Annotated in this window: 27 protein-coding genes; 14 read left to right on the forward strand and 13 right to left on the reverse strand. The window is 69.2% G+C overall.

The annotated features are described in order from the left end of the window. Position 1: 1 nt before the first annotated feature. Positions 2 to 667, forward strand: a complete 666-nt coding sequence (locus ACFPMG_RS16735) for a hypothetical protein (protein ID WP_376996283.1) — start codon at positions 2 to 4, stop codon at positions 665 to 667. 16 nt (positions 668 to 683) lie between these two features. Here ACFPMG_RS16735 and ACFPMG_RS16740 read toward each other — a convergent pair whose 3' ends face one another. Further along, positions 684 to 1,718 carry a hypothetical protein gene (locus ACFPMG_RS16740; protein WP_376996284.1) on the reverse strand — a complete coding sequence of 345 codons (1,035 nt, stop codon included), beginning with the start codon at positions 1,716 to 1,718 and terminating at the stop codon, positions 684 to 686. A gap of 254 nt (positions 1,719 to 1,972) precedes the next feature. Between ACFPMG_RS16740 and ACFPMG_RS16745 the strand changes: the two genes are divergently transcribed. From ACFPMG_RS16745 to ACFPMG_RS16755, 3 genes are all read left to right on the forward strand, one after another. Continuing rightward, positions 1,973 to 3,772: an acyl-CoA dehydrogenase gene (locus ACFPMG_RS16745; protein WP_376996285.1), complete on the forward strand. Its 1,800-nt coding sequence runs from the start codon at positions 1,973 to 1,975 to the stop codon at positions 3,770 to 3,772. 135 nt (positions 3,773 to 3,907) lie between these two features. Beyond that, complete coding sequence (locus ACFPMG_RS16750) at positions 3,908 to 4,585, forward strand: hypothetical protein (RefSeq protein ID WP_376996286.1); 678 nt, start codon at positions 3,908 to 3,910, stop codon at positions 4,583 to 4,585. Between the two features lie 68 nt (positions 4,586 to 4,653). Further along, positions 4,654 to 4,929, forward strand: a complete 276-nt coding sequence (locus tag ACFPMG_RS16755; RefSeq protein WP_376996287.1) for a hypothetical protein — start codon at positions 4,654 to 4,656, stop codon at positions 4,927 to 4,929. An 18-nt stretch (positions 4,930 to 4,947) separates the two neighbouring features. On the opposite strand, the gene pcsA is transcribed toward ACFPMG_RS16755, so the two are convergent. The 8 genes from pcsA to ACFPMG_RS16795 form a co-directional block, all read right to left on the reverse strand. Then, positions 4,948 to 5,685 (reverse strand): phosphatidylcholine synthase, encoded by a 738-nt coding sequence (gene pcsA, locus ACFPMG_RS16760; RefSeq protein WP_376996288.1) that lies wholly within the window; start codon positions 5,683 to 5,685, stop codon positions 4,948 to 4,950. Between the two features lie 245 nt (positions 5,686 to 5,930). After that, complete coding sequence (glcF, locus tag ACFPMG_RS16765) at positions 5,931 to 7,277, reverse strand: glycolate oxidase subunit GlcF (RefSeq protein ID WP_376996289.1); 1,347 nt, start codon at positions 7,275 to 7,277, stop codon at positions 5,931 to 5,933. Between the two features lie 7 nt (positions 7,278 to 7,284). Then, a complete protein-coding gene (locus tag ACFPMG_RS16770; RefSeq protein WP_376996290.1) occupies positions 7,285 to 8,589 on the reverse strand; it encodes an FAD-binding protein in 1,305 nt (434 codons plus the stop codon). A gap of 10 nt (positions 8,590 to 8,599) precedes the next feature. Further along, entirely contained in the window at positions 8,600 to 10,087 is a 1,488-nt protein-coding gene (locus ACFPMG_RS16775; protein ID WP_376996291.1) for an FAD-linked oxidase C-terminal domain-containing protein, read from the reverse strand. Between the two features lie 206 nt (positions 10,088 to 10,293). Further along, the gene (gene ykgO, locus ACFPMG_RS16780; RefSeq protein WP_012973122.1) at positions 10,294 to 10,419 is read right to left on the reverse strand and encodes a type B 50S ribosomal protein L36; all 126 of its coding nucleotides are present in this window, start codon (positions 10,417 to 10,419) and stop codon (positions 10,294 to 10,296) included. Positions 10,420 to 10,539: 120 nt separating this feature from the next. Further along, positions 10,540 to 11,505 carry an SAM-dependent methyltransferase gene (locus tag ACFPMG_RS16785; protein ID WP_376996292.1) on the reverse strand — a complete coding sequence of 322 codons (966 nt, stop codon included), beginning with the start codon at positions 11,503 to 11,505 and terminating at the stop codon, positions 10,540 to 10,542. A gap of 103 nt (positions 11,506 to 11,608) precedes the next feature. Beyond that, the gene (gene mepA, locus ACFPMG_RS16790) at positions 11,609 to 12,553 is read right to left on the reverse strand and encodes a penicillin-insensitive murein endopeptidase (protein ID WP_376996428.1); all 945 of its coding nucleotides are present in this window, start codon (positions 12,551 to 12,553) and stop codon (positions 11,609 to 11,611) included. 138 nt (positions 12,554 to 12,691) lie between these two features. After that, positions 12,692 to 13,825 (reverse strand): ABC transporter permease, encoded by a 1,134-nt coding sequence (locus tag ACFPMG_RS16795; RefSeq protein WP_376996293.1) that lies wholly within the window; start codon positions 13,823 to 13,825, stop codon positions 12,692 to 12,694. 142 nt (positions 13,826 to 13,967) lie between these two features. Between ACFPMG_RS16795 and ACFPMG_RS16800 the strand changes: the two genes are divergently transcribed. Beyond that, a complete protein-coding gene (locus tag ACFPMG_RS16800) occupies positions 13,968 to 14,336 on the forward strand; it encodes a hypothetical protein (protein WP_376996294.1) in 369 nt (122 codons plus the stop codon). Positions 14,337 to 14,407: 71 nt separating this feature from the next. On the opposite strand, the gene ACFPMG_RS16805 is transcribed toward ACFPMG_RS16800, so the two are convergent. From ACFPMG_RS16805 to ACFPMG_RS16815, 3 genes are read right to left on the reverse strand one after another with little or no spacing between them, the layout of a single operon-like run. Further along, on the reverse strand, positions 14,408 to 15,349 hold the full coding sequence (locus ACFPMG_RS16805) for an ABC transporter ATP-binding protein (RefSeq protein ID WP_376996295.1): 942 nt from the start codon (positions 15,347 to 15,349) through the stop codon (positions 14,408 to 14,410). Beyond that, positions 15,346 to 16,293, reverse strand: a complete 948-nt coding sequence (locus ACFPMG_RS16810; RefSeq protein WP_376996296.1) for an HlyD family secretion protein — start codon at positions 16,291 to 16,293, stop codon at positions 15,346 to 15,348. The genes ACFPMG_RS16805 and ACFPMG_RS16810 overlap by 4 nt, the downstream gene beginning before the upstream one ends. Continuing rightward, positions 16,290 to 16,940: a TetR/AcrR family transcriptional regulator gene (locus tag ACFPMG_RS16815; RefSeq protein WP_376996297.1), complete on the reverse strand. Its 651-nt coding sequence runs from the start codon at positions 16,938 to 16,940 to the stop codon at positions 16,290 to 16,292. The genes ACFPMG_RS16810 and ACFPMG_RS16815 overlap by 4 nt, the downstream gene beginning before the upstream one ends. A 367-nt stretch (positions 16,941 to 17,307) precedes the next feature. Between ACFPMG_RS16815 and nifA the strand changes: the two genes are divergently transcribed. Then, on the forward strand, positions 17,308 to 19,188 hold the full coding sequence (nifA, locus tag ACFPMG_RS16820) for a nif-specific transcriptional activator NifA (RefSeq protein ID WP_376996298.1): 1,881 nt from the start codon (positions 17,308 to 17,310) through the stop codon (positions 19,186 to 19,188). A gap of 53 nt (positions 19,189 to 19,241) precedes the next feature. On the opposite strand, the gene ACFPMG_RS16825 is transcribed toward nifA, so the two are convergent. Then, positions 19,242 to 20,291 carry a hypothetical protein gene (locus tag ACFPMG_RS16825; protein ID WP_376996299.1) on the reverse strand — a complete coding sequence of 350 codons (1,050 nt, stop codon included), beginning with the start codon at positions 20,289 to 20,291 and terminating at the stop codon, positions 19,242 to 19,244. A 264-nt stretch (positions 20,292 to 20,555) separates the two neighbouring features. Here ACFPMG_RS16825 and ACFPMG_RS16830 point away from each other — a divergent pair, with 264 nt between their 5' ends. The 8 genes from ACFPMG_RS16830 to ACFPMG_RS16865 all read left to right on the forward strand — a co-directional run bounded on the left by ACFPMG_RS16830 (position 20,556) and on the right by ACFPMG_RS16865 (position 26,843). Next, complete coding sequence (locus ACFPMG_RS16830; RefSeq protein ID WP_376996300.1) at positions 20,556 to 21,446, forward strand: adenylate/guanylate cyclase domain-containing protein; 891 nt, start codon at positions 20,556 to 20,558, stop codon at positions 21,444 to 21,446. A 379-nt stretch (positions 21,447 to 21,825) separates the two neighbouring features. After that, a complete protein-coding gene (gene nifB / locus ACFPMG_RS16835) occupies positions 21,826 to 23,382 on the forward strand; it encodes a nitrogenase cofactor biosynthesis protein NifB (protein ID WP_376996301.1) in 1,557 nt (518 codons plus the stop codon). 79 nt (positions 23,383 to 23,461) lie between these two features. Then, positions 23,462 to 23,653: a 4Fe-4S binding protein gene (locus tag ACFPMG_RS16840; RefSeq protein WP_114860844.1), complete on the forward strand. Its 192-nt coding sequence runs from the start codon at positions 23,462 to 23,464 to the stop codon at positions 23,651 to 23,653. Positions 23,654 to 23,697: 44 nt separating this feature from the next. Continuing rightward, positions 23,698 to 24,231, forward strand: coding sequence for a hypothetical protein (locus ACFPMG_RS16845; protein WP_376996302.1), 534 nt, complete (start codon positions 23,698 to 23,700; stop codon positions 24,229 to 24,231). After that, a complete protein-coding gene (locus tag ACFPMG_RS16850; RefSeq protein ID WP_376996303.1) occupies positions 24,228 to 25,001 on the forward strand; it encodes a 4Fe4S-binding leucine-rich repeat protein in 774 nt (257 codons plus the stop codon). The genes ACFPMG_RS16845 and ACFPMG_RS16850 overlap by 4 nt, the downstream gene beginning before the upstream one ends. A gap of 24 nt (positions 25,002 to 25,025) precedes the next feature. Next, positions 25,026 to 25,322: a nitrogen fixation protein NifZ gene (locus ACFPMG_RS16855; RefSeq protein ID WP_114860847.1), complete on the forward strand. Its 297-nt coding sequence runs from the start codon at positions 25,026 to 25,028 to the stop codon at positions 25,320 to 25,322. A 23-nt stretch (positions 25,323 to 25,345) separates the two neighbouring features. Beyond that, the gene (locus ACFPMG_RS16860) at positions 25,346 to 25,657 is read left to right on the forward strand and encodes a nitrogen fixation protein NifZ (protein WP_014239798.1); all 312 of its coding nucleotides are present in this window, start codon (positions 25,346 to 25,348) and stop codon (positions 25,655 to 25,657) included. 34 nt (positions 25,658 to 25,691) lie between these two features. Further along, positions 25,692 to 26,843, forward strand: a complete 1,152-nt coding sequence (locus ACFPMG_RS16865; protein ID WP_376996304.1) for a cysteine desulfurase family protein — start codon at positions 25,692 to 25,694, stop codon at positions 26,841 to 26,843. Positions 26,844 to 26,851 lie beyond the last annotated feature (8 nt).

Raw genomic sequence — 26,851 nt, forward strand, 5'->3', positions numbered from 1 at the left:
GATGCTTCTCGCGATGTCGGCGTGGATGCGCCTGATGCTGGGCGAGGCCGAGACGGCGCCGGTGCCCGGCACGTCCGTGTCCGAGGCCCTGCCGCCGGAGCGGGAACGCGTCCGGCAGGCGGTGCATGGGGCGGTGACCGCCCACCCGCTGCACCGCGATCTGGTCCACACCCACCGGCTGGGCGGCTGCCAGTATTACGCCTTCGCCGGCGCGATGCTGCTGGAGGCTCTGGGCCACGGTCGGGCCGAGGTCGCGCTGGGCCGCGTAGTCTTCCGCGCGTCCGATGCCCGGAGCCGGGCGCGCTGGCTCGGCTATCCGGCGGCGCCCGCCGATGTCCGCCCGCCCGATCCGGCGCAGCGGCGGCAGGAGACGGAGTCCTTCCCCTTCCACGCCTGGATTCGTCTGAGCGGCCCTGGCGGGCGGCGGGTCCTGATCGATTTCGACCTGACCAACGTGCTGAGAGAGGTGCGGCTGCGCGAACCGCGCCATGCGGCGGGCCTGCGCCATCGACCGCCGGCCTTCTGGGGAAGCGCCACGGCGGCGCGGCGTGCGGGGTTGCGGTTCGAGCCGCACCGACAATTGACCGCCGACGCGCTGCTGCCCGGCGACCGCCGGGTGTTCGCGGCCATCGCGGCCGACGCCCGCGACCGGCTCAAGGACCTTTAGACTGACGATCAGCCGATCAAGCCGCCTTGCCCGTCTCCGCTCCAGCCGCAGCGCCAACCGACGTCCCCTGCCCGACCACCTTGGACAGCCCCAACCCGAGGCCCAGCCCGGTGTGCTCGTTCTGATCCGTGCGGACCGGCTGGTCGCGCATGCGGCGGTTGTCCTTGTCCTCGCCGTCCGGGCGGCGGCCACGGGCGGGCCTGCCGGAGATGCTGTCCACCTCGTCCGGCGTCTCCAGCGCGTTCAGGGCCAGCACATGGTAGATCGACAGCGGCGTGCCGTTCAGCGCCTTCTGCGGCATGCTGGGCACCTGGGTGGTGAAGCCGTCCGGCATGTCCTGGCGGCGCACCCGGTCGATGGCGGTCTGGGCCGGGGCGAAGTCGGCGTTGGGCGACTCCGCGAACTTCGTCGCGAAACGGTCGTAGATGTCCTTCAGCGACTTGGCCCGGCCGGTGTCCTTGTCGAAGAACACCGCCTTGTTGGCCGAGGCGGCATCGGGGAACAGCTCCTTGGCGGCGCGGTTGGGGCTGTCCTGCATGGCGTTCAGGAACTTCGAGGCCCCGCCCGCCCCGAGGAAATGCGCCATGTAGAGTTCGGTGGAGCCGACCTTCCCTTTGACCGTGTCCTCCAGATACTCCTTGTTGTCGCGGGTGTATTCCGCGGCCATCAGGGCCGAGGCGTTGGGGTCCTTGCGCAGGTCGAGGATCTCCCGTTTCAGGTCGGGATCGGTGACGTAGGGCCGCCCGTCGCCGCGCGTCTGGATCGCGTTGGCGTACTTGGCGTAGCCGTGGTCCGCCCCGTGGTCGCGCATCGTCGCCAGCCACGTGCTGTCGATGAACTGGTAGAGCCCGGTCGCCGAGGAGGAGGAGGACTTCACGTCCGTCCGGTACCCGCTCTCCACGGCAGCTTTTTCCATGAGGTAGGAAAAATCGACCCCGGTCTTGGCGCTGGCGTTGCGGACCGCCGCCTCGACGTTCTCCGGCCCGCGGCTGGTCTTCGCGGCCTGGACGGCGGATTCGGCCTGACGGGCAAGGGCGGAGGCGATGGTCATGGGAGGAACCCCTGTGAGCGGTGCTGCCCCACTCTTGCAACCGCGATGCCAAGTCCGGCGGCCTCTCCTGCGTCGCAGGCGCGCTGTTCGCACCGCAACCCAGATGCCAATATTCATGCCCGACGGCGAGGCTCGCCATGCACCATTCGGTACGGTATGGTGACGCGCACGTAAACCGCCCAAGACGCGTTCACGGACCATCGGGCACGCGCAATCGGGCACGCACAATCGGGTCACGGGAGGCCGCTCCATCCATGATTCCCTACACCGCTCCGGTCGATGACCTCCGCTTTGTCCTGAACGAGGTGGTCGGCCTCGAAACGGTCGCCGCGCTGCCGAACTGCGATTCGGCGGCCCCCGATCTGGTCGACGCCGTGCTGGAGGAAGCCGGCAAGTTCGCCTCCGGCGTTCTCGCCCCGCTGAACCGGGTCGGCGACAAGGAAGGCTCGGTGCTGGAGAACGGCGTGGTCCGCACGCCGACCGGCTGGAAGGACGCCTACAGCCAGTTCACCGAGAGCGGCTGGAACAGCCTGCCCTTCGAGCCGGAGTATGGCGGGCAGGGCCTGCCCTGGACCGTCGCCTTCGCGGTGAACGAGATGTGGCAGGCGGCCAACCTGTCCTTCGGCCTGTGCCCCCTGCTGACCCAGGGCGCCGTCGATCTGCTGACCGAGCACGCCAGCGCCGAGCAGAAGGCGCTCTACCTGCCGAAGATGATCGCCGGCGAGTGGAACGGCACCATGAACCTGACGGAGCCGCAGGCCGGCTCCGACCTCGCCGCCGTGCGCACCCGCGCCGTGCGGGCGGAGGACGGGACCTACCGCATCACCGGCCAGAAGATCTTCATCACCTACGGCGAGCATGACCTGACGGACAACATCGTCCATCTGGTGCTGGCCCGCCTGCCCGACGCGCCTCCGGGCATCAAGGGCATCAGCCTGTTCATCGTGCCGAAGTTCCTGCCCAACGCGGACGGCACGCCGGGCGCGCGCAACGACCTGCGCTGCGCCAGCCTGGAGCACAAGCTGGGCATCATGGCCAGCCCCACCGCCGTGATGGCCTTCGGCGACGATGGCGGCGCCATCGGCTTCCTGGTCGGCCAGGAGAACCGCGGCATCGAATACATGTTCACCATGATGAACAACGCCCGCCTCGGCGTCGGCATCCAGGGCGTGGCGATCGCCGAGCGCGCCTACCAGCAGGCCCGCGACTACGCCAAGGGCCGCGTGCAGAGCAAGGATCTGGCCGACCCGAAGGGCTCCGGCGTCGCCATCATCCGCCACCCCGACGTGCGCCGGATGCTGCTGGACATGCGCGCCAAGACGGAGGCCGCCCGCGCGCTGGCGCTCTACGCCGGCACCCAGCTCGACGTCTCCCGCCACCACGAGGACGCCGCGGTGCGGGCCGCCGCGACCGCCCGTGTCGACATCCTGACCCCCATTGTGAAGGCGTGGAGCACCGACATCGGCTGCGACGTCGCCTCCACCGGCGTGCAGATCCACGGCGGCATGGGCTTCATCGAGGAGACGGGCGCCGCCCAGCATTACCGCGACGCCCGCATCACCCCGATCTACGAGGGCACCAACGGCATCCACGCCAACGACCTGACCTTCCGCAAGACCGGCCGCGACGGCGGCGAGTCGGCCCGAACCTTCATCGGGGAGATGCGCGCCACGGTGGCGGAGCTGGAGAGCATCCCCGGCGAAGACATGGAGGCGATCCGCACCAACCTGTCCGCCGGCCTGGACGCGCTGGAGCAGGCGGTGGCCTGGGTGGTCAAGACCCAGGACGACGGCGACCTGCGCGCCGCCGCGGCGGGAGCGGTGAACTATCTGAAGCTGTGGGGCACGGTGGCCGGTGGCTGGATGCTCGCCCGCTCCGCCGCCAAGGCGCTGGAGGGGCTGCGCCGGCCCGGCGCCAACGCGCCCTTCCTGGAGGCGAAGCTGGTCACCGCGCGCTTCTACGCCGAGCAGATCCTGGCCCAGGGGCCGGGCCTGCTGCTGCCGATCCTGACCGCCCACCGCACGGTCATGGCGCTGAGCGAGGAGCAGTTCTGAGCACGCTCAGGACCCATCGCTGTGGCGGTTTGGCCATAGCCAGCTGAAACGCGGCCGGCGCCCCACGCCGGCCGCAACTTTTGCGGTTGGTCCGCGTTCCCCGTTCGATCGAGACGTCTCAAGGGGAAACGCCGCATGCGCACCGCCGCCCTTCTCGCCTTCGCCCTCGCTGTTGCCGGAGCCTCCGCCGCCGCTGCCCAGACCATGGATGGTCCGGTCGAGTCCCCCTTCCATGTCGGCGCGCAGGCCAGCACGCTGGGTCTGGGTCTGGAGGCCGGTTACCGGGTGAATCCGATGTTCGGGCTGCGCCTGGGCGGCAACATGTTCACCTTCAGCACCGACCGCGGCATCTCCGGCGTCGATTACGACCTGGACGTCAAGCTGCGCAGCTTCGGCGCGGTGCTGGACCTCTATCCGGTCGCCGGCACCGGCTTCCGCATCAGCGGCGGTGCGCGGATCAATTACAACAAGGCCGACCTGACCGGCACCCTGTCCGGCCCGCGCAGCTTCGGCGGTGTGGTGGTCACGCCGCAGCAGGCCGGGGAGCTGACCGGCAAGGCGACCTTCGACCGCGTCGCCCCCTATGCCGGCGTCGGCTACAACGGCACGGTGTTCAGCCCCAACTTCAGCGTCGGCGTGGATCTCGGCGTGCTGTTCCAGGGCAAGCCGCGGGTCAGCCTGAGCGCCCCGGGCGTGGCGACCACACCGGCCATCGCCGCCGTGCTGGAGGACCAGCGCCGCGAGGTCGAAGACTCGATCCGCGCCGCCCGCTTCTGGCCGGTCGTCGCCATCACCGCCTCCTACCGCTTTTGAGGGAAGGCGGGCACCAAACGCCTCCCTGAGCCGTTACGCCTCCATGGATCAACTGTGGAGACCATCCCATGGCTCGTCGTAACGGGATTCGCACCGCCGTCCTTGCTCTTCCCCTCCTGGCCCTGCCGCTGCTGGCCGCCTGCGACGACCAGCAGTCGGCGGAAAAGACCGGCCAGGAAATCGGGCGCTCGGTGGACCAGACCGCCGAGCGCGTGGGCGAGGCCGCCAAGGGCATCGGCGCCGAGGCCGGCCGCATGATGCAGGACGCCGGCGCGGCCATCCAGCAGAAGGCCCGCGACGCCAAGGACGACATCAACCGGGAGACCGCCCCCGAAAAGCCCTGAGCGAAGCCCTGACGCGTCCTACGCGTCCGCCGGCCCGCGCAGCGTCCGCCACGCGCAGATCGCGGCGTAGTAGGCGCTGCTGACCAGCCAGACATACCAGACGGCGTCGGGACGGTCCGGATACAGGACCACCAGCGCCGCGCTGGAGGCCAACCAGGCGCCGCTGACCAGAAGGTTCAGGTGCATCCAGCGGCGCACCCGGAAGGGATGCAGGAACTTGACCGTCGTAAAGGTCAGCAGGCCGAGGACCAGCACCACGGCGGTGTTGATCCACGGGTCGAGCGCCAGGAGCCACAAATAGAGCGCGACCACGTTCCAGATCGCTGGGAAGCCGACGAAATAGTTGTCGCCGCTCTTCATCCCGGTGTTCGAGAAGCAGTAGAGCGACGTCATCATGATGAAGGCGGCCAGCGCGACGCCCAGCCCGTCGGGCAGCAGGCCGAAGCGGTACATGAAGACCGCCGGAACGACGACGTAGGTCAGATAGTCGATCACGAGGTCGAGCGCCGACCCGTCGATGCCCGGCAGCACCTCCTTCACCGAGGCGCGGCGGGCCAGCGTGCCGTCCACCCCGTCGACGACCAGCGCCAGCCCCAGCCAGCCCAGGCACGCCTTGGCCTCGCCGTTGACCGCGGCGAGCAGGGCCAGCAGCCCCAGCACGACGCCGCTGCCGGTGAAAGCATGCACCCCCCAGGCCGACAGCCGCCGCCCGATCCCGTAACCGCCGTCGCTGTCGTCCTTGAACCCGCTGTCCACTGAGCGCCTCATCGTCCCGTTGGCGCCAACCTAGCCATACGCCGCGAAAAGTCCAAGTAGGTCGGTGTTGGAGGCCGGCACACAGTGCGGGGGCCCTCTCCCGCCCCGGGAGAGGGTGGCGCCGAAGGCGCCGGGTGAGGGTCCATTCAAGGATCATGTGCCTGCCCATTGCCGGCACCCTCACCCTTCCCACGCTTCGCGCGGGCCCCTCCCCTCTCCCGGGACGGGAGAGGGTTCCCGGCGACCTACTCCGCGGCGCGCACCACAGCACCCGACGCTTGGGCAGGACCGGCGAAGGCCGGGCTGTCCCTCAGCGCGTCGGGTTTCGGGCCGCCGGTCGCCCAGTCGAGCAGTTCCACCGTGTGGACGACGGGCAGCCCGGTCCCGGTGGCGATCTGGGTGATGCAGCCGAGATTGCCGGCGGCGATGGCGGCGGCCTTCGTGCTTTCGATGTTGCGGACCTTGCGGTCGCGCAACTGCACGGCGATCTCCGGCTGGAGCATGTTGTAGGTGCCGGCGGAGCCGCAGCAGAGATGCGCCTCCGGGATCTCCTTCACCTGGAAACCAGCGCCGCGCAGCAGATTCCGCGGCGGGTCCTTGATGCGCTGGCCGTGCTGCATGGAGCAGGCGGAGTGGTAGGCGATGGCCTGCCCCGTCTCGATCACCGGGGCAGACAGCCCGACCTCCGCCAGGAACTCCGTCACGTCGCGGGCGATGGCCGCCACGCGCAGCGCCTTGGGCGCGTATTCCGCGTCCTCGCGGAACTGGTAGGCGTAGTCCTTCACCGTGGTGCCGCAGCCAGAGGTGTTGACGATGATGGCGTCCAGCCCCTCCCCGTCCATCTCGGCGATCCAGGCGTCGATGGTCTTCTTCGCCGCGGCGTCGCTGAGATCGGTCTTGCCCATGTGATGGGTCAGGGCGCCGCAACAGTCGGCCCCCTTGGCCACCACCACCTCGACCCCGTGGCGGTTCAGCAGGCGGATGGTCGCCTCGTTGATCTGCGGGGCCAGCACCTGCTGGGCGCAGCCGACGAGCAGGGCGGCGCGCTTGCGGCGCGGCCCAACCGCCGGATGGCTGCCAGGACGGTCGCTGTGGCTCGGCCCCGGCACCGACTTCGGGGCCAGCGCCAGCAGCGCGCCCAGCCGACCCGGCAGCAGACCGGCGAAGGGCTTGCCGAACCAGGCGGCGATCAGGGCCAGCCGGAATAGCCGCGGGTTGGGCAGCACGCGCGCCAGCAGGTCGCGGATGGCGCGGTCGGCGGGCGGGCGGGCGTGGGTCGCCTCGATATGGGCGCGGGCGTGATCAACCAGATGCATGTAGTTGACGCCCGACGGGCAGGTCGTCATGCAGGACAGGCAGGAGAGGCAACGGTCGATGTGCTTCACCTGATGCTCGGTGGGCGGCCCTCCCTTCTCCAGCATGTCCTTGATCTGGTAGATGCGACCGCGCGGGCTGTCCAGCTCGTCGCCCAGCAGGACATAGGTCGGACAGGTCGCCGTGCAGAAGCCGCAATGGACACACTTGCGCAGGATCGCTTCCGAGTCCCGGTAATCGGCGTTGGCGAGCTGGGTCAGCGTGAAGTTCGTCTGCATGGGTGCCTTACACTCCCGCGTACATGCGGCCGGGGTTCAGGATGCCGCAGGGATCGAAGCTTTCCTTCACCCGGCGGCTCAGCGCCATCACCGGGTCGGGCAGCGGGTGGAACACTTCCGTCGTGGTCCGCACGTCCTCGGGCGCGCGCACCAGCGTCGCGTGACCGGCGGTGCCCAGCGCGCCGCGGATCGCCGCGGCCGCGTCGGGGGTCGGCGCCACCGCCGCCCAGATCAACCCGCCGCCCCAGTCGAAATACAGCTCCGCGTCCAGCGCCCAGCGGATCGACTCCGCTACGCGCGGCCCTTCGGAGGGCTGGACGGAGATTTTCCAGACGTGGCGGGAGATGTGGCGGGAGTCGTCACCCCCACCCCGGCCCTCCCCCGCTGTCGCAGGGGAGGGAGCTTGATCCCCTCCCCTGCGAAGCGGGGGAGGGTTAGGGTGGGGGCAAAAGAACGCCACGTCCCTGATTTCCTTCCACACCGCCCGCGACTCGTCCCGGTCCAGGACGGCGTCGGCGCCAAGCTCCTCCTTCAGCGCGGCGACGCGGGCGGTGACGGACGGGCCGAAGCCCTCCACCCGCACCAGCGTGACCGCCCCGCCCGCCCCGGCAACCGTTCGCACATGGGACCGCGCCGCCACCGCGGCCGGCAGATGGGCGGCGCCGGACACGTCGTAGGGGCTCTGCAGCGCCGCGGTCAGCGCCGCGACGGCCCCGGCGTCCTCGCGCCCGGCCAGCAGAAGCGTCCGCACGTCCTCCGGCGCCGGCAGGACCTTCACCGTCAGTTCGGTCAGCACGGTCAGCGTGCCGAAGGAGCCGGCCATCAGCTTGGGCACGTCGTAGCCGGTGACGTTCTTCACCACCTTGCCGCCGCCCTTGTAGAGGTCGCCGCGCCCGTTCACCCCCTCGATGCCCAGCGTGTGATCGCGGGCGGAGCCGGCGCTGATGCGCCGCGGCCCGGCCAACCCGCTGGCGACCACCCCGCCCAGCGTCCCCTGCCCCTCCGGCCGGCCGAACAGCGGCCCGAGGTCCTGCGGCTCGAAGGCGAGCTGCTGCCGCCGCTCCTCCAGCATCGGCAGGATCTCGGCCATCGGCGTGCCGGCCCTGGCGGTGAGCACCAGCTCCTCCGCCTCGTAGGCGACGACCCCGGACAGGCCGGACAGGTCAAGGGTGTAGGCGGTCTGGATCGGGCGCCCGAGGCCGCGCTTGGACCCCGAACCGGCGACGTCCAGGGGCGTCCCTTCCGATAAGGCCCAGCGCACCGCGTCGGCGGCCTGGGCCGCCGAGTCGGGCTTGACGGTGGTCACGGTCATGCGGATGGCCTCAGAATCGGGGAATATCGGGGAAGCGCAGCTCCCCCTTGTGGATGTGCACGCGGCCCAGCTCGGCGCAGCGGTGCAGCTTGGGGAAGACCTTGCCGGGGTTCAGCAGCCCGTCGGGGTCGAAGGCGCATTTGATGCGCTGCTGCTGGTCGAGATCGACCTCGTCGAACTGGTCGGTCATCAGGTCGCGCTTCTCCACCCCTACGCCATGCTCGCCGGTCAGCACGCCGCCGACCTCGACGCACAGCCGCAGGATGTCGTTGCCGAAGGCCTCCGCCCGCTCCAGCTCGCCCGGCTTGTTGGCGTCGTAGAGGATCAGCGGGTGCAGGTTGCCGTCCCCGGCGTGGAAGACGTTGGCGACCCGCAGGGCGTAGCGGTCGGACATCTCCTGCATGCGGTGCAGCACCAGGGGCAGCGCCTTGCGCGGGATGGTGCCGTCCATGCAGTAATAATCGGGGCTGATGCGCCCCACCGCCGGAAAAGCCGCCTTGCGCCCCGCCCAGAAGGACAGCCGCTCCTCCTCCGAGGTCGAGACCCGGGAGTAGCAGCAGCCCTTGGACCGCGCGATCTCCGCCACCTGATCGATCAGGTGGTCGACCTCCGCCGCCGGGCCGTCCAGCTCGACGATCAGCAGCGCCTCGACGTCCAGCGGGTAGCCGGCGTGGACGAAATCCTCCGCCGCGTGGATCGCCGGCTTGTCCATCATCTCCATGCCGCCGGGGATGATGCCCGCGGCGATGATGGCGGCCACGCAGTCGCCGCCCTGCTCGCTGGTCGGGAAGCCGATCAGCACGGCCCGCGCCGTGGCCGGCTTCTTGAGGATGCGCACCGTGACCTCGGTCACCACCCCCAGCAGCCCCTCGGAACCGGTGACCACGCCCATCAGGTCGTAGCCGCCGGCGTCGAGGTGCTTGCCGCCCAGCCGCAGGATGGTGCCGTCCATCAGCACCATTTCCAGCCCCAGCACGTTGTTGGTGGTCAGCCCGTATTTCAGGCAATGCACCCCGCCGGAATTCTCGGCGATGTTGCCGCCGATGGTGCAGGCGATCTGGCTGGAGGGGTCGGGCGCGTAATAGAAGGCCTCGTGCGCCACCGCGTTGGAGATGCCGAGGTTGGTCACCCCCGGCTGCGTCACCACGCAGCGGTTGGCGAAGTCGATGTCAAGGATGCGGTTGAACTTGCCCATCCCCAGCAGAACGCCGTCGGCCAGAGGCAGCGCGCCGCCCGACAGGGAGGTGCCGGCGCCGCGCGGCACCACCTTCACCCCCATCTCCTTGCAGGTCCTGAGCACCCGGCTCACCTGTTCCGTCGTGCTGGGCAGCACCACGACCATGGGAAGCTGGCGGTAGGCGGTCAGCCCGTCGCATTCATAGGCGCGCAGTTCGCTTTCGTCGACGATCACCCCCTCGCCGGGCATGATGGCCCGCAGCGCTGCGATGATCTCGCGGCGGCGCGCGATGACGCCGTCGTCGGGCGCGGGCATCCGCATGGCCGGTCGTCCTCCCCCGTGATTCGCACCGGTTGGTTCCGGATGCATTCCGTAACCAGTGGTATCATTGCCGGCGGGAAGGACACAAGCCGGTGAGGGATCGGCCAATGGGCGAACCGATCCCCAAAACGCAAGAGCCGCGCCCGAAAGGCGCGGCTCTTGCGAGAAACCTTTGCTCGTCGGCCGGGCGGACCCGGCCGCCGGTCTCAGCCCTGGCGGGCCTTGAAGCGCGGGTTCTGCTTGTTGATGACGTAGACGCGGCCCTTGCGGCGGATCACGCGGCAGGCCTTGTGGCGCGTCTTCATCGACTTGAGAGAGTTAACGATCTTCATAGTTCTTCATCCTGGTCGGTCGGCGGCTCGATCGAAGGCGCGCACCATAGTGCGGCGCACCCCCGCTGTCAACGGCCCCCGTGGCGGTTGCGTTTCCCGCCGGATGCGGCCGTTTCGACGCTACTCCGCCGGTTTCAGCGCGTAGAAACGGCACACCTTCATGCCCGCCTCGATGGCGGACACGCGGCGGACCCACAGTTCGACCTCGTCCATCACCGCAAGCTTGGTTTCGTGATCCAGATGATGGCGTTCCAGATGCTCGACCAGCCCCTGGATGGCGCTCACGATCAGGCCGCGGTGGGTGTCGGTGATGTCCTCGGCGATCCGCAGATCCAGGTTCCGCTGGGCGAAGGCGGCGGCCATCTGGTCCTTGGACCACAGATGGGGCTGCATCGGCTCCTTGTCGCACCAGATCTGGACGGCCTTGGCCCCGGCCAGCGCCGGTTCGATCACGTAATCGGTCATCAGCAGGTGGCCGCGCGGTTTCAGCGCCAGTTCCATCCCGTCGAACAACTGGTCCTTGCCGCGGACGGAGAACATCCCCTCCTTGTAGACGATGGCGTCCACGCGCTTGGGATAGCTGAAATTCTCCGGGTCGTAGGTTTCGATCGGGGCCTTCTTCTCCAGCCCTTCCTTGAAGGAGCGGATCATCCCCTCCTTCGCCAGAAGCTCCGACGCCTCCAGACCGGTGACCCAGCAGCCGTACTTGCTCGCCATGGTGCGGCTGGTGCCGCCCAGACCGGCCGACAGGTCCAGCACGCTCATCGCCGGATTCAGGCCGAGCGGCTTCACCAGATAGGGGATGTGGTCGTGGCCGCCCGGCGTGTTGAAGCCCTCGCCCCACAGCTTCTCCGCCACCTCGATCCGCGTGGCGCTCCACAGCGGCTTTCCCCAGCGGTTCACGCCGGGGCCATGCCCGCGGGCGGCGGGCTGGACCGGAGCGGCGCCAGCCTGCGGCTTGCCGTCCCCTTCCCCGCCCCGGCCCTTCAGGCCGGAGAGGTCGTACCCCTCCCACCAGGCGTGAAGGCGGGTCTTGAGCGTGATGCGGGGAGCGCCCGCGTGATCGTGTCCGCTGTTATCGCTCATCGCCTTCGCGCCTGCCCCGTTGCCTGGACCGCCGGACGAATTCATTCCGACTTTCACAGTATCCGGGCGCTCCGTTCGCGCAAGCGCAAAATCCTGCGTCACATTACCGTAACGCCTTCTCCGCGTGCGGATCGTCCATGGCGGCGACCCGCGTCCCGGCGGCGCGCAGCACCGCGGTGCAGGCGGGCGGCATGCTGACGTAGCGCGGCTGCGGCTTGCCGTTGTGCCTCTCCACGACCGGGTAGACGGAGCCGAGCCAGGACGCGACCTCGTCGCCGCAGCCGTCGCCGTCGGGAATGTCGCGCTGGTCCTCGCACTGCGGGCTTCCCGCCGGGCAGCCCAGGCGGATGTGCATGTGCCCGTCATGGCCGTGCCAGGGCCGCAGCTTGCGCAGGAAGGCGCGGTCCGGCCAGGAATGGCGGCACATGGCGAGCTTGATCGCCGGGTTGACGAAGATGCGGGTCACCCGCGGATCGCTGGCGGCGATGCGAACGAGCTGGGCCTGCCGCTCCGACCAGTCCTCGGTGACGCGGACGCGCCCGTAATCGACGTACTTGATCTCGGTCAGGCTTTCCCGCGCGTTGCGCCCCATCGGCGGGTGGTCGAGCCGCAGCCAGACGTCGGCGTCCAGCCCGATCTGGTGGCTGGCGTGGCCGAAGCTCATCGGGCCGCCGCGCGCCTGTCCCATATCGCCGATCAGCGCGGTCCCCAGCCCCGCCGCCGCGACCTTCCGCCCGAAGCCCTTCAGATAGTCGATCAGTTCCGGATGTCCGTAATAGCGTTGACGGGACATGCGGATCACCTGATAGCCGGTGCCCTCCCCCGGCAGGGCCTGCGCCCCCGTGACGCAGCCCGCGGCGTAGCCGCCGATGGACTGGGCCGGACCCAGGGCGGGACCGCTCACCTGACTCCAGGCGATGGAGTTGGGAGCCGGCGGTGCGGGCTTCTTCTTCTTGGACGATGCGGCCTCGGCCGGTCCGGCGAGAGCAGCAGCGATCAGGGCCGCCGCAAGAATCCCGATCGTCGGGCCAATCGCCAAGCGCCCCATCATCTTCCCCCACGGACCGCCAATCGGGAAAGATTAGAGCCAATGTTTCTTAACGAAATGTGAGGCTCACGCTCATGTCACAGCCGATTTCGACTTGCCGGCAAGAGTGGAGAGCAACGCCCGACCCCCGTTTACTGCTCAGTCCAAGGTCTGCCGGTAGCGTTTCAGCGCGACGATCGTGACCACCATGAGGAAGACGAGCAGCGCCGCCACCTCCTCCGCGATCTCCGCCGGGCCGTTGCCCTTCAGGAGGATGCCGCGGACGATGCGCAGGAAATGGGTCAGCGGCAGAACCTCCCCCACCACCTGCGCCCAGCCGGGCATGCCGCGGAAGGGGAACATGAAGCCGGACAGGAGCATGGACGGCAGAAAGAAGAAGAAGGACATCTGCATCGCCTGGAGCTGGTTCCTCGCCACGGTGGAGAAGGTGAACCCCACCGCCAGATTGGCGGCGATGAACAGCACCAGCACGGCGGACAGCAGGGCCAGACTGCCGACGATGGGCACGCCGAACAGCAGCCGGGCGGCCAGGACGATGATGACGACCTGGATGTAGCCGACCAGGATGAAGGGCACGATCTTGCCCAGCATCACCTCGAACGGGCGGACCGGCATCGCCAGCAGGTTTTCCATCGTCCCGCGCTCCCGCTCGCGGGTGACGGCAAGCGCGGTCATCATCACCATGGTCATGGTCAGGACCACGCCCATCAGGCCGGGCACCACATTGTACTGGGTGATGCCCTCCGGGTTGTAGCGGCGGTGGACCCGCAGTTCGACCGGGTCGGGGGTGGAGCGCAGATGGGCCAGCGGCCCGGTCAGCTCGGGGTCCAGCGCCTGCCGCGCGAGGGTGGACAGGGCGGCCAGCGCGTTGCTGGTCGCCGCCGGGTCGGTCGCGTCGGCCTCGACCAGCAGCACGGGCCGCTCGCCCCGCTGCAGGTCGCGGGCGAAGCCGGCGGGAATGGTGACGGCGAACTGAACCCGCCCCTCCGCCAGCAGGCGGTCCAGCTCCGCCGGGCTGGCGGCGCCAAGGGTCACGTCGAAATAGCCGGAATTCGCCATCGCCGACACCAGCGTGCGCGCGAAGGGGCTGGAATCGGCGGCGTGGACGGCGGTCGGCAGGCTTTTCGGGTCTGAGTTGATGGCGAATCCGAACAGCACGAGCTGGAGCACCGGCACCCCCACCATCATGGCGAAGGTCAGCCGGTCGCGCCGCATCTGGATGAATTCCTTCACCATCACCGCGACGAAGCGCGCGAAGGAAAACCGCGCCATGAGCCCCTCCCCAACCGTGCATTTCAAAAAAGAAACACAACTTTTATTTCAACGCCGCAGCGGGCGACTTCGCTCCCATTGACATATCGAAATTGCTTAAAGCACCGTCCAAAAGGATTAACTCGTATGCGGGAGACATACCGTGACATCTATTCTTGCCAAGGGCGCTGCCGCGATCGCTGCCCTGTTCCTGTTTCATGGCGCTGCCCTCGCCGGGCAACAGGATTTCACCATCGCGAATGAGACGGGTTACGCGCTGAAGCACATCTACGTCAGCGAGTCGGCCAACGAGAAGTGGGACGAAGACATTCTCGGCCGTGATGTCCTCGACGACGGCGAAGAGTTCGAACTGAGCTTTGACAAGGCCGAGAAGACCTGCAAGTGGGATATGAAGGTCATCTACGATGATGGTGAATCGGCGGTCTGGCAGAACCTGAATCTCTGCAAGATCTCCAAGCTGACGCTGCGCTGGAACAAGAACACCGGCGTGACCTCCGCATCGATCGAATGACCGCGCGCCGTTCCCGCACCGGCGGTTGCGACGGTGCGGGGATGGCTCGGCTTCTCCAGTCCCCGGCGCGGTCATGTGAAGTTGTCCGTGCTGCGGTTCATCAGATGGATGAACACGTCCTCCAGCGTCGGCTCCGTCCGCCTCACCGCCAGCCCCGAGTCGCCGGACCAGGGGCGCAAAGCCTCCTCCAGCTCCGCACCGTCGCCACCGCTGACATGCAGCCGGGCGCCGAAGGCGGCGACCATCTCGACACCGGGACGGTCGCGCAGCGCCGCCGCGACGTGCCTGAGATCCGACCCCTCCGCCCCCCGCACGCCCACCTCGTAGGTGACCAGTCCCGAATTGGCGATCACCGCCTCCACGCTGCCTTGGGTCATCAGCCGGCCGTAGGCGAGGTAGGCGATGGCGTGGCAGCGTTCGGCCTCGTCCATGTAATGGGTGCTGACCAGCACGGTCAGCCCGTCGCCGGCCAGCCGGTGGATCTCGTCCCAGAACTCCCGTCGCGCCTTGGGATCGACGCCCGCGGTCGGCTCGTCGAGCAGCAACAGCTTCGGCTCGTGCAGGATGCAGGCGGCCAGCGCCAGACGCTGCTTCCAGCCGCCGGACAGCTCGCCCGCCAGCTGCGCCCGGCGGTTGCCCAGCCCCAGCCGCTCCAGCGCCGCGGCGACCTTCTGCCGCCGGTCCGGCAGCCCGTACATGCGGGCGACGAAATCCAGATTCTCGGCAATGCTCAGATCCTCCCAGAAGCTGAACTTCTGGGTCATGTAGCCGACCTGCCGCTTGATGGCGGTACTCTGGCGGCGGATGTCGAACCCGAGGCAGGTCCCCTCCCCGGCGTCGGGGGTCAGCAGCCCGCAGAGCATGCGGATGGTCGTCGTCTTGCCCGACCCGTTCGGCCCCAGGAAGCCGTAGATCTGCCCGCGCGCAACCCGGATGGAAAAGCCGTCCACCAGCGTCTTGGCGCCGAAGCGCTTGACCAGACCGCGCACGTCGATGACGGCGTCTCCGGTCATGGCGGCAGCTCCACATCCACCGGCAGTCCGGGGTTGAGCGCCGCCCCGTCCTCCAGCCGCGCCTCGACACGGAAGACCAGCTTCTCGCGGCTGCCGACGCTGTAGATCACCGGCGGGGTGTATTCCACCCGCGGCGCCACATAGGTCACGCGCGCCGACAGGCCGGGCGGGCAGCCGTCGCAGCGCACCGTCACCCGGTCCCCCGGACGGACGCGGACCATCAACGGCTCCGGGACGAAAACCACCAGCTTCCGCTTCCCCGGCGGCAGCAGCGAGACCACCGGGGCGCCCGCCGGCACCCATTCGCCGGGATTGAACAGCGTGTCCTCGACCAGCGCCGCCTCGGGCGCCAACGGGGCCAGTTCAGCCAAGCGCTTGTCCGCCTGGGCCAGCGCCGCCTCGGCCTGGGCGACGGCGTCCTCCGCCGCGCGGATCTGGTCGGGGCGGGCCGGCAGGTTGGAGACCGCCAGTTGCGCGGTCAGCTCCTCCAGCCGCGCGCGGTCGCCGTCACGGCTGGCGCGGGCGGCGTCCAGCCGGTCGTCGGAGCTGACCTTGCGCGCCACCAGCGTCTGCTGCCGCGCCAGCTCCGCTTCGGAATAGCGCAGCGCGGCCTCGGCCTGCGCGCGCTGGGCGGCGACCACCGCCAGCTCGTCGGGGCGCCGGCCGGTCCGCAGATCGGCCAGTTGCGCCCGCGCCTGCCCCAGCGCGGCAGCCAGCCGGTCGCGCTCCGCCCGCGCGCTGGTGCGGTCGAGCGCGAAGAGGGGTGCGCCCGCCTCCACCCGCCCGCCGCGCGTCACCGCCAGCGTGTCGAGCGTCCCGGCCACCGGGGCAGCGATGCGCAGATACTCGCCCTCCGCATAGCCATGGGCCAGCGGCACGGCGTCCCCGCCTCCCAGCCCGAGAACGGACAGGGCCGCCGCCAGCGTTTCGGCGATCCAGCTCATGACGGCGGCCCTCCCTCCGGGGCGAGCGTCCGACGCAGCGCGTCGAGATGGGCGGCCAGCAGAGCCGCGACATCCGGCGGGCGCCCCTCCAGCGCCTCGAAGGAGGAGCGCCACAGCGCGCTCATCAGCATCGGCGCGACGATCAGCCGGACGGTCGAGTCGACGTCCACCGGGCGGAACTCCCCGCGCGCGATGCCACGCTCCAGCACCGCCGCCAGCAGGGCGAAGGCGCGGCGGATCACCTCGTCGTAATAGAAGCGGGCGAGATCGGGGAAATTGCCGGCCTCGGCGATGATCAGCTTGGGGATGGCGCCGGCGCGCGATTTCAGGATGCGCGTCGCGAAGAGCGTCAGCAGCGTTTCCAGCACGGCGAAGCTCGGCCCCTGCGCCCCGGCCAGCAGACGCTCGGCCATGTCCAGGTTGGGCAGGATGGCCTCGCGGACCACCGCCTTGAACAGCTCCTCCTTGTTCGGGAAGTAGAGGTAGAGCGTGCCCTTGCTGACCCCGGCCTGCGCCGCGACGTCCTCCAGCCGGGCCGCCGCGAAGCCGCGCTCGCCGAAGACGGTCAGGGCGGCGTCGACGATCTCCCGGGGGCGCGCCTCCTTCCGGCGGCGCCAGCGCGGAACGGCGGGATCATCCTCCGGCATGCCGTCCTCCAGGGTGGAGAAAATATTACTGACCAGTCAGTTATTAGCTGTTTGACGGTAGAAATTCCAGTTTTCTCAAGGGTTGCGCCGTTCTGCCGCAGCCGTAAGTCATTGTGCGGCGCAGCAACTGATATGCAAAAGGGCTTGCCTTTCGACCGAGAGTTTCCGAAACTTTCGACAGTCCGCAGCGCGAACGGCTTGTCACGGAAGCACGCGCGGCGGGCGCACCGGTGGTCAAAGGCGCCGATCAGCAACGAGCGCACACCCCACCCCGGGAGGAACGGTTCAAGGCGCCGTGCCGGGATCAATGCGACGAGCGCGCTGGTGCGCGACGTCCGGAGTCCCGGTTGAGCAGGGGGTGTCGATCATGCCGGGTGCAATGCGCCAGTCCACGTCGAACCTGGAACTGCTGACCATCTATGAGGTCAGCAAGATCCTCGGTTCCTCTCTCGACCTCCAGCAGACGTTGCGCGAGGTGCTTCGCGCGCTGGCCTACCAGCTGCAGATGCACCGCGGGCGCGTCTATCTGGTCGGCGAGGACAATGTGCTGCGGCTGGTCGCCGCGAACGGCCTGTCGAACGAGGCCGCGGCGCAGATCGAATTCCGCGACGGGGAAGGCATCACCGGCCGCATCCTGAAGACCGGCATGCCCGCCGTCGTCCCGAACCTGGCGGAGGAACCGCTGTTCCTGAACCGCACCGGCGGGCGCGAGGACCTGGACGAGCAGGTGGCCTCGCTGGTCGGCGTGCCGATCAAGGCCGCGGGGGTGGTCGTCGGCGTGCTGACCATCGACCGCATTTCCGACGAAGGGCCGCAGGGGCATTTCGGCAGCGACGTGCGCTTCCTGACCATGGTCGCCAACCTGATCGGCCAGACCGTGCGGCTGCACCGCACCGTGGCCGAGGAGCGCCGCTTCATGATGCGGGAAACCTTCCGCATGCAGAAGGAGCTGCGCCCCATCGCCGCCCCGATCAACGACGTGGTCTGCACCAGCCCCAACATGCTGGAGGTGATGGCCCAGGTCCACCGGGTGGCGCCCTTCAAGTCCACCGTGCTGATCCGCGGCGAGAGCGGCACCGGCAAGGAGCTGATCGCTCGGGCCATCCACAACATGTCGCCGCGCAAGGACGCCCCCTTCATCCGCGTGAACTGCGCCGCCCTGCCCGAATCGCTCCTGGAATCGGAGCTGTTCGGCCATGAGAAGGGTGCCTTCACCGGCGCGCAGAAGGACCACAAGGGCCGGTTCGAGCTGGCGTCGGGCGGCACGCTGTTCCTCGACGAGATCGGCGACATCTCCCCCAACTTCCAGGCCAAGCTGCTGCGCGTGCTGCAGGAGCAGGAGTTCGAGCGGGTCGGCGGGTCCAAGACCATCAAGACCGACGTCCGGCTGATCTGCGCCACCAACCTGAACCTGGAGGAGGCGGTCGGCCATGGCAAGTTCCGCGCCGACCTGTATTTCCGCATCAACGTGGTGACGATTCATCTGCCGCCGCTGCGCGAGCGCCGCCAGGACATCGGCCCGCTGGCCCGCCATTTCGTGGCGAAGTTCGCCAAGGACAACGGCATGGCCCTCGTCATGGAGGACGAGGCGCTGGAGGTGCTGAACCGCTGCACCTGGCCCGGCAACGTGCGCGAGCTGGAGAACTGTATCGAGCGCGCGGCCACCCAGTCGCGCGACGGCATCATCCGCACCGAGTCCCTGTCCTGCAGCCTCAACCTCTGCAACTCCTCCGTCCTGTTCCAGTACCGCACGCTGGGCGCCTCGGTCGGCGGGCTCGCCCCGTCCATGGGGCCGGGGGCCGTCAACCGCGTTCCTCCGGGACGCCCCGGCGTTCCGGCGCCGGCCAACGCGCCGAAGACCCCTGCCATCCCGACCCCTGTGCCGGAACCGGTGGGTGCCGGCGGCGGCGCGTGGCCGGCCTGCGCATCGGGCTGTTCCGCCGGCCCGTCGCCTGTCTGCGGCGCCGCCCAGCCGGTGGTTCCGGTTCCCCTGATCCCTCTGCCCCTGCCCGAGCCGAGCGCCGCCGCCGTGGCTCCTGCGCCCGCATCGGCTGCCAATGCCGCTCCGCCGCCCGCCGCCGAGGTGCCGCTGGACGAGCCGGAGTCGGGATCGCTGCGTGACCGATTGCTCTGGGCGATGGAGCGCACCGGCTGGGTGCAGGCCAAGGCCGCGCGCCTGCTCGGCATGACGACCCGTCAGGTGAGCTACGCCCTGCGCAAGTACAACATCGAGATCAAGCGCTTCTGAGGGACGGGGACTCACTTGGCGCCTGGGTTCCCTTCCGGGCAACGACGGGCCGATCAGTAACGGGTGGCCAAACCAAGCATGTATTGGCGCCCCACCGGCTCTCCCTGAGCAATGGGGGCGCCCGCTGATGAAGGCGTGGGGAGGTCCCGGGGGCGCGGGATATGGTCGGGACGGTCGACCTGATACACCGTATGCCCTCCCAACTCACCGACCTTGCGCAGTTCCGAGAAGGACGCCTGGAGAAACTCGCGCAGCTTTTTGCCGTAGTCGAGGGGGTTCGGGTAGTCGTGGGCATCCGGCGGCGAAGCGCCCAGTGGCGCGGTCAGGGGCTTCACCAGGGCGTCGTCCACCGAATAGTCCTGATCGGCCGCCACCCTTCGGGAGACCGGCAGGCCCGCCCGCTCCGACAGGATGGCGGCGGCATCCTCTTCGCCGGTCTTGCGCAGCGCCTTGTCGATCGCGTCGAGATCGACGCCCAACGCCTTCAGGCTGTAGGTGGCATCCCCCTGCTTTTTGGTGGAATTCAGGCGGGAATCGGAAAAGTCCATGGAGAAGAAGCCCGGCATGATGTAGCGCGACATCCCGGTCCGGTCCTTCGCCAGGAGCGGATTCATCGTCCGCGCCGCCAGATCGTTCGACGCCGACGCCCATTCGTCCTCGCGCATCGCCGCGGTCAGCTTGTCCATCAGCAACGACCGCCGGGCCAGAGTCTGGGACAAGGCACCGCGCAGATCGTCGACGCTGGTCGCCTCATCAAAGAAAAGATCGGCGTGATCGTTGTTGTACATGCGCTGCGTCGCGCCCATGGCGCTGACGCGGGCCTGCTTCAGCCGCTGCGTGAGCGCGTCGTTGACCGTCTCGCCGCTGATCTTCCCGCTGTCGACAAGATCGGCCAACTGCTGGCGCTGGGCGTCCGACAGGGCACCGAAGGCGGTCAATCCGTCGCCGCGAAGTGCCCCGCCGAGCCCACTCAGCGCCACGCGATCGGACGCGGCACTGCCGCTCGCGGCGGTCGCCCCTGGCGACGCGAGCGTTGCCGGCGACCGGGGCGGAGGCGGGGGCGGGAGCGAAGAGGCCGTGGATGCGACGCTGGACACCGTCATGGTCCTCTCCCTGAATGGCAATGCCGGCGGCGGCACGCTTCCAACCGCGATCAACACCGGCCATGCATCTTATGAGGGAAAAAACTTTCAATCAACACATCCGCTGAGGTCCTTCCGGTGCTTTGCCCGTGGCAAGACCCCAGCGCGGCCTGCGGGTCCCAAGTCCCCTGTAACCGTTACGAACGGTTGTGATATGACGGTGCGACATCGGCTGTACGCTGTACCCCGCTTCCCGCAACCTCCAGCTTCGGGCCTTTGCACGGGATGGAAAAGCCTCTCGCGCTCCTCTTCGTGGACATCGCCGACAGCACGCTGCTCTATGAACTGGCGGGCGACCGCAAGGCGGCGGCGCTGACCCAGCGGGTGCTGGGGGGCCTGCGCCGGATCGTCGGGGAGAACGACGGCACGGTGGTGAAAAGCCTGGGCGATGGGCTGCTGGCCTGCTTCCCCGCCAGCGACAGCGCCGCCCGATCCGCGCTCGCCATGATGGAACGGCAAGGGGACTTCGGTCTGCGCCTGCGCGCCGGGCTGCATTTCGGCCCGGTGATCGCCGGCCCCGGCGACCTCTACGGCGACGCCTGCAACGTCGCCGCCCGGCTGGAAGCCATCGCCCGCCCCGGCGAGATCCTGGCGAGCGACGATCTGGTCGACCGCCTCTCTCCGGCCCTGCGGAAGCGGGCCCGCCTTCTGAACAGCGTTTCGGTGAAGGGAAAGACGGCCCCGGTCCGAGTTCACCAGATCCGCGACGGCGACGCCACGCCGGAGGCCGAGGACAACGCCACCGTCGGCCTGCCCCTGTCCGAGCCCGGCAGCAGGCGCGGCCTGCCCTCCCTGCGTCTGTCCGGGCGCAGCGCCGACGCGACGCTGACCCCGCTGCTGCCGCGCATCGCGGTAGGGCGCGACGTGGGTTGCGGCCTGCGCATTTCCTCCCGCCGCACCTCGCGCCAGCACGCGGTGATCGAGTTCAGCCGCGGCGGCTTCCTGCTGACCGACCATTCGACCAACGGCACCTTCATCCGCACGGGCGACTCCCCCTCCCTGCTGCTGCGCCGCGATTCGACGAAGCTGACCGGCAGCGGCCTGATCGGCTTCGGGGGAGAACCGCTGCGCCCGGACGAGGACCATGTCCTGGCCTTCCAGGTGGGGAGCGCGTGATCAACCCTCTCCCGCCCCGGGAGAGGGAGGGACCCGCCGCGGCAGCGGTGGGAGGGTGAGGGTGCCGGCAAGGATCGAGCCGCTGATCCTCGCACGACCCTCACCCGGCGCCTTTGGCGCCCCCCTCTCCCGGGACGGGAGAGGGAAATCGATGCCAGTCCGTTACCCCATCAGCGCCCCGTGTCGGGTCCCCGACAGGCGGCGTGTTTGTCGGCCATTGTTTGGCTTTGTCCGCCTTTGTCGGATTGCCGACATGGCCCGCAAGCCCGACACAACCGCCTAACCCTCTGAAACTCCACAATTCACCAGGTTGGCCCCGAACTTGCTTTTAACGACCTGACCAAGGGCGCCGACGGCGCGGCTGGGAAGGGAGTGGACGATGGCCAACGTTATTTCGCTCGACAGCATCCTGGGCGTGGGTGAACTGAAAGCCTCCGTCGAGGCGCCGCCCGCCGCCGCCTCCGGCTGCGCGTCCTCCTCCTGCGGGTCGTCGGACGGCCCCGCCGACATGGCGCCGGAGGTGTGGGAGAAGGTGAAGAACCACCCCTGCTACTCCGAGGAAGCGCATCACTATTTCGCCCGCATGCACGTCGCTGTGGCGCCGGCCTGCAACATCCAGTGCAACTACTGCAACCGCAAATACGACTGCTCGAACGAGAGCCGGCCGGGCGTGGTCTCCGAGAAGCTGACCCCCGATCAGGCGCTCCGCAAGATCATGGCGGTTGCCAAGGAGATCCCGCAGCTCTCCGTCATCGGCATCGCCGGCCCCGGCGACAGCCTGGCGGCGGGCGGCAAGAACACCTTCAAGACCTTCGAGATGCTGGCGAAGAAGGCGCCGGACCTGAAGCTGTGTCTGTCCACCAACGGTCTGGCCCTGCCCGACCATGTGGACACCATCGCGAACTACAACATCGACCATGTCACGATCACCATCAACATGGTCGATCCCGAGGTCGGGCAGCACATCTACCCCTGGATCTTCCACGACCACAAGCGCTGGACCGGCCTGGACGCCGCCAAGATCCTGCACGAGCGGCAGATGCTCGGGCTGGAGATGCTGACCTCGCGCGGCATCCTGGTGAAGGTGAACTCCGTCATGATCCCGGGGATCAACGACGAGCACCTGATGGACGTGAACAAGGCCGTGAAGTCGCGCGGCGCCTTCCTGCACAACATCATGCCGCTGATCTCCGACCCGGCGCACGGCACGCATTTCGGGCTGACCGGCCAGCGCGGCCCGACCGCGCAGGAGTTGAAGGTCCTGCAGGACCAGTGCGAAGGCGGGGCCAAGCTGATGCGCCACTGCCGCCAGTGCCGCGCCGACGCGGTCGGCCTGCTGGGCGAGGATCGCGGTTCCGAATTCACCATCGACCAGATCGAGGCGATGGGCGAGGTGGAGTACGACCAGGAGGCCGCCCGCACCTACCGCGAGCATGTCGAGGGCGAGCGCGCCGGGCGCCACGCCGCCAAGGCCGCCGCGCAGGCCGACGTCGCCGAGGCGGTCGGCACCGAAGTGCAGCCGATCCTGATCGCCGTCGCCACCAAGGGCGGCGAGCGCATCAACGAGCATTTCGGCCACGCCAAGGAATTCCAGATCTACGAGGTCGGTCCGAAGGGCGCCAAGTTCGTCGGTCACCGCCGCGTCGACCAGTATTGCGAAGGTGGATCGGGCGACGAGGACGCGCTCGGCGGCGTGCTGTCGGCGATCAACGACTGCACCGCGGTCTTCGTCGCCAAGATCGGCGGCTGCCCGTCGCAGAACCTCAAGGACGCGGGCATCGAGCCGGTTGACCGCTTCGCCTTCGAATACATCGAAGAGTCGGCATTGACCTACTTCAAGGACTACGCCGAGCGCCTCGGCCAAGGTGCGATCAACGCGCGCGAGGGGCAGGACGCGGTGATCCGCACCGGCGCCTTCACCGCCCTGCGCGCCTGATACCCAAGAGACCGACCAGAACCCACGGATTTACCCGGCGGCCCACCGCAACAGCCGCCCCACCTGCAAGGAGAGTGTCATGGCTTACAAGATCAAGGCTTCCGACTGCACCGCCTGCGGCGCCTGCGAGGCCGAGTGCCCGAACAACGCCATCAGCTTCAAGAAGGGCGCCTACGCCATCAACGCCGACATGTGCACGGAGTGCAAGGGCCAGTTCTCCAGCCCGCAGTGCGCCTCGGTCTGCCCGGCCGACTGCTGCGTCCCGGCCTGATCGCCCGAAACCCCTCTCCCGTCCCATCACGGGAGAGGGTGTCCATGGAGCGCACCGCCATGCTGGACGAGGTGGATGAAGGCTGGCTCAACCGCCGTTACTACGGCGGCGACCTGCCGCCCGAGGCGGAGCGGTTCCTGCATCTCGCCGCCGCCAACCACGCCGACGCCGAGGCGGCGGAGCACCACCTCGCCCGCGCCGCCGAGTTGGCGCCGGGGCACCGGCTCGTCGATCTCGGCCATTACAAATTTCACTTCTACAAGGCGAACCTGGACACCGCCCTGCTCTACGGCGAGCGGATGCTCGGCCACGCCATGGCGGCCATCGGCCTGAACCACACCGACTGGCGCATGGTCGGCAATGATCACGCCGACTTCGCGGGTCTGGAGCCGGCCCCGCGCCTGTTCCTGTTCGCCCTGACCGCGGTCGGCTACCTGCATCTGCGCCTGGGCCGTCTGGCCGAAGGGCGCGAGGCCCTGAACAAGGTCCGGGAACTGGACCCGAAGGACCGCTTCGGAACCACCCGCCTGCTCGCCGTCGCCGACCGCCACGAAGCCGGCCCGGAGGACGACGCATGAGCGACGACATCGACAAGGCGCTGGACTGGCTGGGCAACCCCGTCGATTGCGACGGCTGCGCCTACCGCGACCGTCTGGCCGAGGGGCGCTGCGAACCGCTGCGCGCCTGCGTGCAGGACCGCTACGCCAAGCGCATCCAGCGCTTCTTCCAATGGAACGACGATCTGGCCGGCGAGCATCTCGACCATCCCTATTTCGAGGTCCGCGCCAACGCCGCCCGCTTCGCGCCGATCTTCATCGTGCCGCGGCTGATGGACGACCCCGACGAGACGGTGCGCGCCGCCGTCGCCCGCCGCCTGCCGCGCCGCCTGCTGCTGAAGATGCGCGGCGACCCCGACCGCGAAGTGCGCATCGCCGTCGCCTCCCGGCTGGAGGACGCCGACCTCTCGCCGCTGATGCGCGACCCCGACTATTCCGTCCGCCTGCGCGTCGCCCGCCGCGTGCCCGAGGGCATGCTGCCGGCGATGATGCACGACGAGGATCCGGAAATCCGGCTGGAGGTCGCCAACCGCATCGGGCTGGAATGGCTGATGAGCATGGCCTGGGACGACAGCGCCCGCGTGCGCATGGTCGTCGCCCGGCGCCTGCCGCCGGAAAAGCTGGCCGCGCTGATCCACGACACCGACTGGTGCGTGCGCTTCGTCGTCGCCAGCCGCCTGCCGCCCGAAGACCTCGCCCCGCTGACCGAGGACCCGGTGGACGACGTCCGCACCGTGGCGCAGAAGCGCCGCGCCGGACTGCCCGCCACCGGCGACCTGATCCCAGACTGACGCCCCCGCACCAAGGAGCACCGAATGCGCGAGCGCGCCCGCGATCCGAACGAGACGATCGAACTGGAAGACCGCCCCGCCTTCGAGGAGGGCCAGAAGGTCCGCGCCCTTCGCGACGTGCGCAACGACGGCACCTATCCCGGGCGCCCGATGGGCGACTTTCTGATCCGCACCGGGGACATCGGCTATGTGAAGTCCATCGGCACCTACCTGCAGATGTATTACATCTACGGCGTCGATTTTTACGAGAAGCGCATCATCGTCGGCATGCGCGCCAAGGAACTCGAACTGGTCGACGCCCGCTGCAACGACCCGCAATGACCTTCCCGCCTGAGGAGCACGCGATGAGCGACGCCGTTACCGAAGCGAAGAAACCCGGCTTCATCCCGCCCCGCGAGCCGCTCTACGACTGGGGCCTGATGGTCACCGCCGCGGTGGACCTCCACAACGACGGCAGCCACCCCAACGCCGAGGACGGCGCCCTTCTGGCCCCGAAGGGCACGCCCGGCACCATCGTGCGCATCGGCCACGCCGAGGGCACGCAGATCCCCGTCTATCTGGTGGAGTTCCCGGCCGGCGTCGTCGTCGGCTGCCTGGAGGAGGAGATCACGCCCGCCGATGGCCGCCGCCGCGGCGTCCCCGGCGTGATGGACTGACCGCCCCCTCCCCGCCACGGCCTGCGATGGACCCATGATCTATCTCGACAACAACGCGACGACCCCGCTGGCGCCCGAGGTGCGGGAGGCGATGCTGCCGCACCTGTTCGGGGAGTTCGGCAACCCCTCCAGCCCGCACGCCGCCGGCATGGCGGCCAAGCGGGCGGTGGGCGAGGCGCGCGCCCGGGTGGCGGCGCTGGTCGGCGCGAAGGCGGCGGACATCCTCTTCACCGCCAGCGCGACGGAGGCCAACCACACGGCCCTGCTCGGCACGCTGCGGGCCGTCGCCGCGGAGCGTCCGGAGCGCCGCCACCTCGTCACCACGGCGATCGAGCACCCTTCCACGCTGATGCTGGCCGGGGACCTGGAACGGCAAGGCTGGCGGGTCACCGTCCTGCCGGTGGACGGCGCCGGTACCATCGCGCTCGCCGACCTGCGCGACGCGGTGACGGCGGAGACGGCGCTGGTTTCCGTGATGTGGGCGAACAACGAGACCGGGGCGATCCAGCCGGTCGGCGACGCCGCCGACATCGCCCAGGCGCGCGGCGCCCTGTTCCACACCGACGCGGTGCAGGCCGCCGGGCGGCTGCCCATCAAGGTCGACGCGGTGAACGCCGACCTGCTGACCCTGTCCGCCCACAAGATGCACGGGCCGAAGGGCATCGGCGCCCTCTTCATCCGCAAGGGCGTGCCCTTCGCCCCGCTGATCCACGGCCATCAGGAACGCCACCGCCGCGGCGGGACGGAGAATGTGCCGGCCATCGTCGGCTTCGGCGTGGCCGCCGGCCGCGCCGAAGCCACGGTGGCGGAGGCCGGCGCCATGGCGATCCTGCGCGACCGGCTGGAGCGAGGCGTGCTCGCCGCCTGGCCGGGCAGCCGGGTCAACGGCGAGGGGGCGGACCGCCTGTCCAACACCAGCAACATCCGCTTCGCCGACCCGCAGGGCCGCCCGCTGGACGCGGAGGAACTGCTGATGCGGCTCGACCGCGCCGGCATCGCCGTCTCCATGGGGGCGGCCTGCGCGTCCGGCGGCAACGAACCGAGCCACGTCCTGACCGCCATGGGCCTGACCCCGGCGGAGGCCGCGGCCAGCCTGCGCTTCTCCCTCAGCCGCTACAGCACGGCGGAAGAGGTGGAATCGGTCCTCAACGAGTTTCCCGCGCTCTACGCGCGGATCGCGGCCTGACCAGAGAA

The organism is Azospirillum himalayense, assembly GCF_042657465.1.
In the GTDB taxonomy this organism is placed as follows: domain Bacteria; phylum Pseudomonadota; class Alphaproteobacteria; order Azospirillales; family Azospirillaceae; genus Azospirillum; species Azospirillum himalayense.